The following is an 11,771-nucleotide window of genomic DNA, read 5'->3' as shown; positions in this document are numbered from 1 at the left end:
TCCGAACCGGCGTTGAAGCCGAACCAGCCCACCCACAGCAGGCCCGTGCCGACCATGGTCAGCGTCAGGCTGTGCGGCGGCATCGGCTCGGCCGGATAGCCTTTGCGCTTGCCCAGGATCAGCGCGGCCACCAGGGCCGACACGCCGGCGTTGATGTGCACCACGGTGCCGCCGGCGAAATCGAGCGCGCCCATTTCGAAGAAGCGGCCACCGCCTGCCCACACCATGTGCGCAATCGGGAAATAAACGATGGTCAGCCAGATTACGCCGAACACCATGACCGCGGAGAATTTGATGCGTTCGACGGTCGAGCCAAGCACCAGCGCGGCGGTGATCGCGGCGAAGGTCATCTGGAAGCTGATGAACACATATTCGCTGATCACTTCATCGCTGAAGGTAGCGGCAGTGCTGTCCGAAGTGACGCCGGCGAGGAAGAACTTGCCCCAGCTGATGAACTGGTTGCCTTCGGGGCCGAAGGCCAGGCCGTAGCCGTAGGTAACCCAGACGAGCATGGCGAGACAGGCGATCGCGCCGATCTGCGTCATGGTCGAGAGCATGTTCTTCGACCGCGTCAGACCGCCGTAGAACAGCGCAAGGCCGGGCAGGATCATCATCAGGACGAGGATCGTGGAGGTCATCATCCAGGCATTGTTGCCGGGATTGGGTACAGGTGCGGCGGCTTCGGCCGCCTCCTGCGCAAAGGCCGCTACGGGCGCGAGAAGCGCGAGGCCAGCGGCGCCCGCGCGGGTGAGTGTGCGAAGCATGGTGGATCCCTTCATCGTCTTCACAGGGCGGTGTCGCCGGTTTCGCCGGTGCGGATGCGCGTGGCGCTGGCGAGGTCGAGCACGAAGATCTTGCCATCGCCGATGGCATCGGTGCTCGCAGCCTGCTGGATGGCCTCGACTACCTGCGGCGCGAGGTCGTCACTGGCCGCAATCTCCAGCTTCACCTTGGGCAGCATGTTGGTCGAATACTCGGCACCCCGATAAATCTCGGTCTGCCCCTTCTGGCGCCCGAAGCCCTTGACCTCGGACACGGTCATTCCGGCCACGCCGATCGATCCAAGTGCTTCACGCACCTCATCGAGCTTGAATGGCTTGATGACAGCGATGATGAATTTCACGCGTTCACCCCTCATGTCTGGCACCGGCCGAAGCACCGGTCTTCGCATACGCAGCATGAAGCGTGCCAAACCGCCAAAGCACGGCGACAAAGCTTGACCGACGGTCAAATCGGGTTCGATTTGTCTATTAATTGGGCATGCGCCTATTTCTTAGGCAATTCGAGCTCGGCGACCACCGGCAAATGATCCGAAGCGACCGCAGACAGGGCGGTGTGGTGCACCCGGGTATCCTCACAGCGCCAGTGACGCGATGCGACGATCCGGTCGAGCGTCGCCACTGGCTGGCGGCTCGGGTAGCTGCGCCCGGGGGTCATGACCTGCCACCTGCCATCGAATTCGCGCATGGCGCCGGTCTGGCGACCCCATTGGTTGAAGTCGCCCATGATCACGGTCGGCAGGTTGCGCTCGCAAGCGTGGGATCGATCGAGCAAGGCGCGGATCTGGTCGCGCCGACGCAGGCCTGACAGGTCCAGATGGGTGCCGATGATCCGCAGCGCCGTGCCGTTGACGCGGATTTCGCCACATGCCGCACCGCGCGGTTCAAGCGTCGGCAGGTCGAGCGCCTCGCCTTCAATCACTTCGAATTCGCGCCGCACCAGCAGCGCATTGCCGTGCCAGCCGATGCTGCGCGGCCGCCGGGCGACCTCGACCACGCGCCAATGGGTATCGTCGATCGCGGCGCGGGAAAGCACGGTGGCCCGGTCGCCAACGCGCCGGTCGACCTCCTGCAAGGCGATGATGTCGGCGTCGATTTCGTGCAGGACCCTGAGAATACGGTCAGGATCGCGGCGCCGGTCCGTCCCGACTGCCTTGTGTATATTGTAGCTGGCGAAGGTTAGCCGCACTTACCCGTTGTCGGCAGCGATGAAACGATCGGTCTGTCGGGTCGGCAGGCCATCGATGCTGTGCGTGCGCCCAGCCACCCGCTCCACCCAGGCTTCCGGCTCCATCTGCGCATGCGCCTTCTTCAGCGTGGCGCGTTCTTCGCGGTAATCCATGAAAGGCACGCCCCAGCCGCAACTCGTCTGGATGCTTTCGATGTCGATCACGAAAATCTGGCGGGTGCCGGTAATGAGATCGAAATTCGCCGCCAGCTCTTCCCACTCGGCATCCTGCGGCAGTACTGCGCGACCCTTGCCATAGATTCGCAAGATCAGCGCCGGCTGTTCGAAGTTGCAGAACATGATGGTGATCCGCCCGTCGGCGACCAGATGCGCGTGGGTTTCGTTCCCCGAACCGCCGAGGTCGAGATAGGCGACCTGCGTCGGCCCCAACACGCGGAAGGCGTCATAGCCCTTGGGGCTCAGGTTGATGCGCGCGCCTTCAGCCGCCGTGGCGACGAAGAAGACGGGCTGCTTCGCGATCATCGCGATATGCTTGTCGTCGAGCCGGTCGAAGAAATCCGCCATCAGAGGAACTCCCGCAAGGTCTGCATGAACAGGTCGAACTGGTCATGGTGGAGCCAGTGCCCGGCATCGGCGAACTCGATCACCTTGGCATTGGCGAAATGCTCAAGCCGCCCGTCGCCCTCGGGATTCGAGGCCCAGCTGTTCGCACCATAGAGCAACAGCGTCGGTGCGGCGATCGCGGCCCAGGTCTGGTGCAGGAACTCGTCGGCCACATCCTCGACCGGCCAGACATTCAGGTGCGGATCGAACTTCCAGCTATAGGTGCCGTCCTCGTTGCGATTGACCCCGTGGATGGTGAGGTGGCGCGCCTGCTCCTCGGTGAGGTAGCTATTCTCCTCGATCATCCGGGCAAAGGCCGCCTTGATGCTCTCGTATTTGCGCGGATTGCGGCCGGATGCGGCACGCTTCTTGGTGATCCATTCGTTGAGCCGCTCAGGATAAGGCTTCGCGCGCATCTCCTCCTGGCGCTTCGGGCTCGGCCCCAGGCCTTCGATGGCGACGATCTTCTTCACCATGTCGGGGAAGGTCCCCGCATAACGCAGCGAGACATTGCCGCCCATCGAATGGCTGACGATCGTTACCGGGCCGACACCGAGCTGGTGGATCAGCTGGGCGAGGTCGTAGACCATGTCGCTGGCGGAATAATTGCCATCCGACACCCAATCCGAATCGCCGTGCCCGCGATGGTCCATGGCCACGACATGCCAGTCGTCACGCAACTGCTCGGCCACCCAGTCCCAGCTGCGTGCATGGTCGCGCCCGCCGTGGACCAGCACCAGTGGCGGCTTTCCGCGATTGCCCCAGTCGAGATAGTGCAACCGAAGCCGCTGCGAGATGAAGGTCTGCGAAGTGGGGCCAGGCTGGAGCGTCATGCGCAGGCTTTGCCGCGAAGCCAGCCCGCGCGCAACCTCACCGTTCCTTCGTTGCCGAGAAGGTCAGGTCAGGGTTCTTTTCCTGCTGGTAGCCGACGTCCCATGGACTCTTGGCCATGAACACCAGGTCACCATCGCGGTCGCGTGCCAGGTTGGCGCGATTGAACTTCTCGAACTCGTCCAGCGCCTTCTGGTCGCCCTTGAGCCAACGCGCGGTGGCGAAGGGCGAGGCTTCGAGATTGGCGCCCACCTTATATTCGGCCTCGAGCCGCGAGACGAGCACGTCGAGCTGGAGCTGGCCGACCACGCCGACGATCCATTGCGCGCCAATTTCCGGGTAGAACACCTGGATCACGCCCTCTTCGCTGAGGTCGTCGAGCGCCTTGCGGAGCTGCTTGGTCTTGGTCGGGTCGACCAGAACGATGCGGCGCAGGATTTCCGGTGCGAAATTGGGCAGGCCAGTGAAGCGGACCTGGTTCTTCTCGCTCAGCGTATCCCCCACCCGCAGCGTGCCGTGGTTGGGAATGCCGATAATGTCGCCCGCTTCGGCGGTGTCGGCCAGTTCGCGATCCTGCGCGAAGAACAGGATGGGCGAGTGAATCGCGATCGGCTTGCCGAGGCCGGACGGCGTCAGCTTCATGCCGCGTTTAAACGTACCCGAAACCTGCCGCATGAAGGCGATACGGTCGCGATGGTTGGGGTCCATATTGGCCTGGACCTTGAAGATGAAACCGGTGACTTCGTCGCGGTCAGGCGAGATTTGTTCCTCACCCGCAGGCTGCGGGCGCGGCGGAGGCGCCCATTTGGCGATCGCACCGATCAGTTCCTCGACGCCGAAATTCTTGAGCGCCGATCCGAAGAACACCGGCGTCAAATCGCCATGGCGATAGGCCTCGAGATCGAATTCAGGATAGCCTTCGCGGACCAGTTCGATCTCTTCGGCCAGTTCGCCAGGCAATTCACCCAGCGGCTCGCGCTTGCCGAGATATTCGCGACTATCTCCCTCGGGGCGAGTGACGGTGTCGCTGGCGAAATCGAGGATGCCGGTGAAGAGGCCACCCATGCCGAGCGGCGCCGATTGCGGCGAGACATCGAGCGCCAGCGCATCGGCAACCTCGTCGAGAATCTCGAACAGCGAGCGCCCCTCGCGGTCGACCTTGTTGACGAAGGTGATGATTGGGACGCTGCGCAACCGGCAAACCTCGAAAAGCTTGCGCGTCTGCGGCTCGATACCCTTGGCCGCATCGATCACCATGATGGCGGAATCGACCGCGGTCAGCGTGCGGTAGGTGTCCTCGGAGAAATCCTCGTGGCCTGGCGTATCGAGCAGGTTGAAGGTGATCCCGTCCTTCTCGAAGGTCATCACCGAACTGGTCACCGAGATACCGCGCTGCTGCTCGATCTTCATCCAGTCCGACCGCGCCCGCCGCGCCTGGCCGCGCGCCTTGACCTCGCCGGCAAGGTGGATCGCGCCGCCCTGCAGCAGCAGCTTTTCGGTCAGCGTGGTCTTGCCCGCGTCAGGGTGCGAAATGATCGCGAAGGTTCGGCGATTGGAGGTCATCAGCTTGTCTTACTTGTCAAAATCGAACTCCGAACCGCTCATGCTGAGCCTGTCGAAGCATAGTCGCAAAGTTGTACCCGGCCCTTCGACAGGCTCAGGGTGAGCGAGCGTTCGTGGCTAATTCTCCCGAGCCACACGGAAGCCCGCGAAATCCTGGTTCACCGGCATCAGTTCGATGCGGTTGATGTTGAGGTGTGGGGGCAGCTCGGCGATCCAGCGAATGGTATCGGCAATATCCTGCCCGGTCATCGGGTTGACCCCGGCATAGAGATCATCGGACGCCTGCTGGCTGCCGGTGCGCACCAGCGTGAATTCGGTTTCGACCATGCCGGGCTCGATCGACGTGACGCGCACCCCGGTGCCGTGAAGGTCGGCACGCAGCGCCAGGGTGAAATGGTTCACGAAGGCCTTGGACCCGGCATAGACGTTGCCGCCCGGATAGATGTAGCTGCCCGCAACCGAGCCAATCGCGATGATTGCGCCCTTGCGCTCGATCAACACCGGCAGCAGCTTGCGCGTGAGGACCACCATTGCCGTGACATTGGTGTCGATCATGGTCTGCCAGTCGTCGAGGCTGGCTTCCTGCGCTGGCGAGAGGCCCTGCGCGAGGCCGGCATTGTTCACCAGCAGGTCGATCCCGGTGAAGTCTTCCGGAAGTTCTGCGATCGCCTGATCGAGAGCCGCGGTGTCGCGCACGTCGAAGCAGGCCGCATGGACCTTGTCTGCCCCCAGTTCTGCGACCAGGGCATCGAGCCGTTCCTTGCGCCGTCCGGTCGCCACGCAACGCCAGCCACTCGCCACAAGCGTGCGGACGGTGGCTTCACCAATTCCTGCGGTGGCGCCAGTGACGAAGGCGGTCTTCATCCGCGCAGCTCCGCGCCCTGCTTGGCTGCGGCAGCCACCACCTTGTCCGAGATCGCCTTGATCTCGGCATCGGTGAAGCTCTTTTCGCCCGGCTGCAGCACGACCTCGACCGCGACCGACTTCTTGCCATCAGGAACGCCCTGGCCCGCAAAGACGTCGAACACGCGGGCCGATACGATCACCTGCTTGTCCGCACCCTTCACCGCGCGGACGAGATCGCTTGCCGGGAGATCCGACGGAACCAGGAAGGCGAAGTCGCGCTTGATCGCCTGGAGTGCGGGCGGAGCATAGGCCGTGCGGGCGAAGCCGCCGCCGCCCTTCTTGGGCGGAATGGCATCGAGGAAAATCTCCACTGCCATCACTGGCCCGTCGATGTCGAAGGCCTTGAGCGTCGCCGGGTGCAGGGCGCCGAAACGCGCGAGCACGGTCTTGGGGCCAAGTCGCAGGGTTGCCGACTGGCCGGGGTGGAACTGTGCGCCCGCCTCGCCCATCACCATGAGGTTGTCGACCGGCGCGCCAGCAGCTTCGAGCAGTGCCACAGCCTCTGCCTTGGCATCGAAGGCGTCGAATGCCGCGGCCTTGCCGCTTGCCCAGCCGCGCTGGGTCTTGTCGCCCGCAAGCACCACGCCCAGCGTCGGCCGCTCGTCGCTGGCTCCGCCTTCGCCGCGGAAATAGCGGCGGCCGATTTCGAACAGGCGGCTGCCGTCGGCACCGCGATCGGCATTGCGCTTGGCGGCAGCGATCAGGCCCGGCAGCATGGACGGGCGCATCGCCTTCATGTCCTCGCTGATCGGATTTTCGAGCACCCACAGACCGCCGTTGCCATCGGCAAAATGGTCGGCGTCGGCCTGCGGCAGGAAAGACCAGGTTACCGCTTCGTCCAGCCCGCGCCCCGCCGCGACGCGGCGCAGCTTGCGCTCCATCTTCTGCATCGGGGTCGCGGTCGGACGAGCCACGCCATCCATGCGCGGCAACGGTGCACTGGCGACCTTGTCGAGGCCGTGGATACGCACGACCTCTTCGACCAGGTCCGCCGGCCCTTCGATGTCATGGCGACGCGGCGGGCACATAACCTGCCAGTCGTTGCCGACGGTGAAATCGAGTGCCTCGAGGATGCGACGCTGTTCGGCTTCGTCCACCTCGACGCCACCGAGGCGCGCTGTGAGCGTGGGGTCAAAGGCAATTGCCCTGGGCGCGACTGGCGGCTCGCCAGCACGCACGACCTCACTCGCCTCGCCGCCACAGATGCGCTGGATCAGCGTGGTCAGCAGGGCGAGGCCATCGTCGAGGAAGGCAGGATCGACACCGCGCTCGAAACGCGTACGCGCATCCGAGGCAAGGCCAAGCTTGCGGCCGGTCACCCCGATCCGCTCGGGGTCGAAATAGGCGATTTCGAGCAGCACGTCGGTAGTGCCCTCGGTCACGCCCGAGTGCTCGCCGCCCATGATACCTGCGACGTCGTGCACGCCGGCCTGGTCGGCGATCACCGTCATGGTGCAGTCGAGCGTATAGGTCTTCTCGTTGAGCGCGAGCACCTGCTCGCCGTCCTTGGCGCGCCGTGCAACGATCGGACCGGTAAGCTTGGCGAGGTCATAGGCGTGCGCCGGGCGCCCGAAGGCCAGCATAAGGTAGTTGGTGATGTCGACGATTGCCGAAATCGGTCGCTGGCCAGCCGCCTTGAGCCGGCGCTGCATCCATTCGGGCGATGCGCCATTCGTCACACCGCGGATAACGCGACCATAGAAAGCCGGGCAGCCTTCAGGATCGTCGGTGCGGATCTCAATCGGGCAGGCAAAGCCTGCGTCGATCGCGGGAATCTCGATCGGCTTGAAAGTGCCGAGCCCAGCTGCCGCGAGATCGCGCGCGATGCCGTAAACGCCCATGCAATCGGGTCGGTTGGGCGTGATTGCCACATCGAAGATGGGCGATGCAGCGTGATATTCGGCAAAGCTGGTGCCGACCGGCGCATCGTCGGGCAGTTCGATGATGCCATCATGCTCATCGCCCAACTCGAGCTCGCGCACCGAGCACATCATGCCGTTGCTTTCGACCCCGCGGATCGCGCTCTTGCGCAGTTCCATGCCATTGGCCGGGACGACCGCGCCCGGCAGGCCGAGCACGCCCTTCATCCCCGCACGCGCATTGGGTGCGCCGCAGACGACCTGCAGCGGATCGCCGTCGCCCATGTCGACGGTCAGCACCTGCAGCTTGTCGGCATCGGGGTGGCGCGCGGCGGTCAGCACCTTGGCGACACGGAAGCCAGCAAGCCTATCCGCCGGGTCCTCGATCCCTTCGACCTCATGGCCGATCTTGTTCAGCGTGGCAGCAATCTCCGCTACCGAAGCATCGGTGTCGAGGAAGTACTTGAGCCATTCGAGCGAGAATTTCATGCGCGCGCTCCCACACCTGCGGAAAGCGTCGGCTGGTCGAAGGGCGAGAAGCCGTAGTGCGACAGCCAGCGGCCATCGCCGTCGAAGAAGGCGCGCAAATCGTCCATCCCGTATTTGAGCATGGCCAGGCGATCGACACCGACACCGAAGGCGAAGCCTTGCCACACATCGGGGTCGAGCCCCGCGAATTCGATCACGCGGCGGTTGACCACGCCGCTGCCGAGCAGTTCCATCCAGCCGTGGCCGGGCGCGTCACCGTCTCCGCCAAGCACGCGGCGTCCGCCGACATCCTGCCAGCCCACATCGACTTCCACCGATGGTTCGGTGAAGGGGAAATAGCTGGGCCGCAGCCGCAGCACGATATCCTCGCGCTCGAAAAAGGCTTTGAGGAAGGTCTCCAGCGTCCATTTGAGGTGACCCAGATGGATGCCCTTGTCGATCACCAGGCCTTCGATCTGGTGGAACATCGGCGTGTGGGTCGCGTCGCTATCCGACCGATAGACACGGCCCGGCGCGATGATGCGGATCGGTGCACCCTGTTCGACCATCGAGCGAATCTGCACCGGCGAGGTATGCGTACGCAGCAGCATGCGGCGCCCCTCGGCATCGACGTCCGGGAAATAGAAGGTGTCGTGCATCGCGCGTGCCGGGTGGGTTTCGGCCATGTTGAGCGCGGTGAAATTGTGCCAGTCGTCCTCGATCTCAGGACCGGTGGCGACCGAGAAACCCAGGTCGGCGAAGATTTCCGCCAGCTCATCCATCACCTGGCTGACCGGATGCACACTGCCTTTTGGCGCGGCGGGTGCCGGCAGGGTGAGGTCGAGCGTTTCGCTGGCGAGCCGGGCTTCGAGCTCGGCACCCTCGAGCGCGTCCTTCTTCGCCGCCAGTGCATCGGCCACTTCGGTGCGCAGCCCCTGGATCTTGGGCGCTTCGGTCTGGCGCTCTTCCGGGCTCATGCCGCCCAGCGTTTTCATCAACGCGGAAATCGTGCCCTGCTTGCCCAGGAAGGCAACGCGCAGGGCCTCGAGGGCAGCGGCGTCGGAGGCGGCGTCGATACGCGTCAGCGCGTCGGCTTTGAGTGTCTCGAGGTCGGTCATGAAATTCTGATCTTGGATTGGCGGAATTCGGTGCTCGCGCCCCCTAGCCGCTTAGGCGCGCGTTCCCAAGCCCCGATTGATCAATGCGCGGGCGGGACACGCGGCATGTGCAGCGCCTGCATTGCGACCCCCGTTGCTGCATTGATCACGTGGACTGCCGCCCCGGTAATCGGGTGCGGGCGTTCTGCGTATTCGGTCGGATTCACCTGCATTATCGAACGGAATTCGCGAATGAAGTGCGCCTGGTCGTGGTAGTGGCTGTCGAGCGAGTTGATCCAGCGCATCGTCGGGTCCAGCATAAATTTGCCCAGACTGCGCAGGAACCGCTGGCGCCGTTGCAGGCGGGCTGGCGGAAATCCGTAGTGACGCTTGCAGAAACGTTCGAAGGTGCGGGCGTTCATCCCCGCCATACAAGCCAGTTCGGCGACCGACATCGTCCCTTCGGTACCGATCGCATAGTGCACGGCATGGATCGCACTTTCATTGGGCGATGGCTGACCGAGCAGGTTGCGAAAGGTTCGGTTGATCAGCGCCACCGCCGCTTCAGTGTCGTCTCCATCCGCCCGCAGCTTATCAAGCATGGCCTGCAGCGGTTGCAGCTTCGGGTATCGCGCAATGTCGTCGAAGCGATTGGCAAGCTCGCTCGCAGGCGCGCCGATGAACCGCGCCCATCCGGCAGGGGTAAGGCCTACTCCCCAGAACTTCCCCCCGCCAAGGCGCAAGTGGGTGACCCGATCGGTGGGTCCGGAGATCACCGCCGGAGGCACTTCGATCAGAGGGTCTGTTCCAATCGCCGCGACATATTCGTCTGCCTGGCCGGTTCGCAGGTTCGCTTCTTCGGGCGGAAGCCAATCTTCCACCACTGCACCGGGTACCACCTCCGTACGATAATATCCCGACAGGAAGGGCGCGAGATCAGGCGGCGGACCGACCAGGCGCAAGCGCAATTGGTTCGAAGAAAATTCGATTGTCGCGAGTGGCGTTTTCGACATGGTGACCTGAAATCGCGTCCTAAGGCACGGGGGGTTTGTGGAGCACTTGAACCGCTTCACCTGCGATCGCCTTGCGGGCATGCGCCGCCGCCCCCAGCACCGGGTGCGGAAGCCGCGCGTAGGCGCTGGGACTCATTCCCATGAAACGCTTGAAATCACGCACGAAATGCGCTTGGTCGTGATAGTGGCTATCAAGCGTATCGATCCATTTGAGCGAGGGATCGAGCATGTACTGCGCCAGGCTGCGCAGGAAGCGCTGGCGGCGCAGCAAGAGTTGCGGCGGGAAGCCGAAGGCCAGGTTGCATAGCCGTTCGAGCGTGCGCATGCTCGTGCCGGTATGCTCGGCAAACTGCGCGACCGAATGGATCGTGGGATCGATCAATGCCGTACCGATACGCACGATGTCCTCTTCGCGCGGTTGTGGCGGCCCCAGGGCCTGGCGCATCGCCGTTACCAGCCTGGCGCGCATGCGATCAGGTTCGGATGGGGAACCTTCAAGCGCTTTCTGGAAGGCCTGCAGCCGCACCATCGCCGGATCATCAAAGGCTTCGCAAAATCGGTCGGCATAGTCGTGCGCCGAGGCCTGTGTCAGCCGGACCCAGCCCAACGGGAGCAGGCCCACGCCCCAGGTATCAACACCGGATGAACGGAACCGGGTCGCCTTGCTGGTCGGGCCGACCATCACCGCGCGCGGAACAGGTTGCAGTGCACCACCACCCACAGCCGCGTCCGTCTTGCCGCTCACAATAAAGCGCAAATTGGCCCATTCTGGGTGAAGCCGGTCATCTACGGGAGCCTCTTCATCGGCGTCGATCACCATCTGGTAGATCGTCGTGACGAAGGGGCGCAGGTCCTCTGGTGGGAGGTAGAATCGCAGGCGCACGGCATCGGGCGGAGGTGAACGCATCACCAACCCGCCGGTCCGTCCAGCGTCGCTTTACTGCGCACCCCCAATGGGCCCTCCGGTCGCATAAGCGATTCGGGGCCTAGCAAATCACATTCGAGGGGCGAACCTTTATTTCAGGCGATTGGGTGTTTGCGCGGGCATGCCCCAAACGCGCTGGCGTTCGGCCAGGAATGCACCGAGTATAGCATGATCCAGGGCGGCATATTCGCTCGGCGACATCCCCATGAAGGCATGAAATTCATGCACGAAATGCGCTTGGTCGTGATAATGGCGATCGATCACCGACGTCCAGTTGCCGCCTTCGAGCAGATAGGCGGTAAGGGTTCGCATCATTCGCTGGCGCCGCAGCAATACTCGAGGCGAAAAGCCGAAATGGCGGTTGCACAATCGTTCGAGCGTTCGCTTGGAGAAGCCGGCGCGCAAGGCGAAATCACTCACCTGCACCAGGTAGGGGTCGATCATCACGTCCTGAATCTGGATGATCCGTGCGCGGTCCACGGGAGGATCGGCAAGTTCGCGGAGGAAGTCGGAGGGCCGGTCGCTGATGCACCCGCGG

The 11,771-nt window shown here is 63.7% G+C and carries 12 protein-coding genes; all 12 read right to left on the bottom strand.

Annotation, left to right across the window (positions count from 1 at the left end):
- Positions 1–764, bottom strand: a 764-nt coding sequence (locus AAFM29_RS13540; RefSeq protein WP_371830750.1) for an ammonium transporter, incomplete at its 3' end; no start/stop codon positions are given.
- 20 nt (positions 765–784) lie between these two features.
- Entirely contained in the window at positions 785–1,123 is a 339-nt protein-coding gene (locus tag AAFM29_RS13535; RefSeq protein ID WP_341713318.1) for a P-II family nitrogen regulator, read from the bottom strand.
- A gap of 143 nt (positions 1,124–1,266) precedes the next feature.
- A complete protein-coding gene (locus AAFM29_RS13530; RefSeq protein ID WP_341713317.1) occupies positions 1,267–1,968 on the bottom strand; it encodes an endonuclease/exonuclease/phosphatase family protein in 702 nt (233 codons plus the stop codon).
- Positions 1,969–2,532: a pyridoxamine 5'-phosphate oxidase family protein gene (locus AAFM29_RS13525; RefSeq protein WP_341713316.1), complete on the bottom strand. Its 564-nt coding sequence runs from the start codon at positions 2,530–2,532 to the stop codon at positions 1,969–1,971. It lies immediately after the preceding gene.
- Positions 2,532–3,404 carry an alpha/beta hydrolase gene (locus tag AAFM29_RS13520; protein ID WP_341713315.1) on the bottom strand — a complete coding sequence of 291 codons (873 nt, stop codon included), beginning with the start codon at positions 3,402–3,404 and terminating at the stop codon, positions 2,532–2,534. Before AAFM29_RS13520 ends, AAFM29_RS13525 begins: the two co-directional genes overlap by 1 nt.
- 37 nt (positions 3,405–3,441) lie before the next feature.
- Positions 3,442–4,965, bottom strand: a complete 1,524-nt coding sequence (locus tag AAFM29_RS13515; RefSeq protein ID WP_341713314.1) for a peptide chain release factor 3 — start codon at positions 4,963–4,965, stop codon at positions 3,442–3,444.
- 117 nt (positions 4,966–5,082) lie between these two features.
- Complete coding sequence (locus tag AAFM29_RS13510) at positions 5,083–5,829, bottom strand: SDR family NAD(P)-dependent oxidoreductase (protein WP_341713313.1); 747 nt, start codon at positions 5,827–5,829, stop codon at positions 5,083–5,085.
- Positions 5,826–8,219: a phenylalanine--tRNA ligase subunit beta gene (gene pheT / locus AAFM29_RS13505; protein ID WP_341713312.1), complete on the bottom strand. Its 2,394-nt coding sequence runs from the start codon at positions 8,217–8,219 to the stop codon at positions 5,826–5,828. The genes AAFM29_RS13510 and pheT overlap by 4 nt, the downstream gene beginning before the upstream one ends.
- The gene (gene pheS / locus AAFM29_RS13500) at positions 8,216–9,316 is read right to left on the bottom strand and encodes a phenylalanine--tRNA ligase subunit alpha (RefSeq protein ID WP_341713311.1); all 1,101 of its coding nucleotides are present in this window, start codon (positions 9,314–9,316) and stop codon (positions 8,216–8,218) included. The genes pheT and pheS overlap by 4 nt, the downstream gene beginning before the upstream one ends.
- Before the next feature lie 80 nt (positions 9,317–9,396).
- Complete coding sequence (locus AAFM29_RS13495) at positions 9,397–10,257, bottom strand: helix-turn-helix domain-containing protein (RefSeq protein ID WP_341713310.1); 861 nt, start codon at positions 10,255–10,257, stop codon at positions 9,397–9,399.
- Positions 10,258–10,327: 70 nt separating this feature from the next.
- The gene (locus tag AAFM29_RS13490) at positions 10,328–11,215 is read right to left on the bottom strand and encodes a helix-turn-helix domain-containing protein (protein WP_341713309.1); all 888 of its coding nucleotides are present in this window, start codon (positions 11,213–11,215) and stop codon (positions 10,328–10,330) included.
- A 108-nt stretch (positions 11,216–11,323) separates the two neighbouring features.
- Positions 11,324–11,771: helix-turn-helix domain-containing protein (locus AAFM29_RS13485; RefSeq protein WP_341713308.1), on the bottom strand; the 448-nt coding region annotated here is incomplete at its 5' end.

Origin of the sequence: Erythrobacter sp. (genome assembly GCF_038133525.1) — a bacterium.
Classification (GTDB): Bacteria; Pseudomonadota; Alphaproteobacteria; order Sphingomonadales; family Sphingomonadaceae; genus Qipengyuania.
The sequence above is the reverse complement of the archived record's forward strand: the minus strand, read 5'-3'. Positions and strand labels throughout refer to the sequence as shown.

What these genes read in the sequence shown, in the direction of transcription:
- AAFM29_RS13520 (WP_341713315.1), bottom strand. Translation starts at nt 3,404, where the DNA reads ATGACGCTCCAGCCTGGCCCCACTTCGCAGACCTTCATCTCGCAGCGG.
- AAFM29_RS13510 (WP_341713313.1), bottom strand. Translation starts at nt 5,829, where the DNA reads ATGAAGACCGCCTTCGTCACTGGCGCCACCGCAGGAATTGGTGAAGCC.
- AAFM29_RS13490 (WP_341713309.1), bottom strand. Translation starts at nt 11,215, where the DNA reads ATGCGTTCACCTCCGCCCGATGCCGTGCGCCTGCGATTCTACCTCCCA.
- AAFM29_RS13515 (WP_341713314.1), bottom strand. Translation starts at nt 4,965, where the DNA reads ATGACCTCCAATCGCCGAACCTTCGCGATCATTTCGCACCCTGACGCG.
- pheT (WP_341713312.1), bottom strand. Translation starts at nt 8,219, where the DNA reads ATGAAATTCTCGCTCGAATGGCTCAAGTACTTCCTCGACACCGATGCT.
- AAFM29_RS13525 (WP_341713316.1), bottom strand. Translation starts at nt 2,532, where the DNA reads ATGGCGGATTTCTTCGACCGGCTCGACGACAAGCATATCGCGATGATC.
- pheS (WP_341713311.1), bottom strand. Translation starts at nt 9,316, where the DNA reads ATGACCGACCTCGAGACACTCAAAGCCGACGCGCTGACGCGTATCGAC.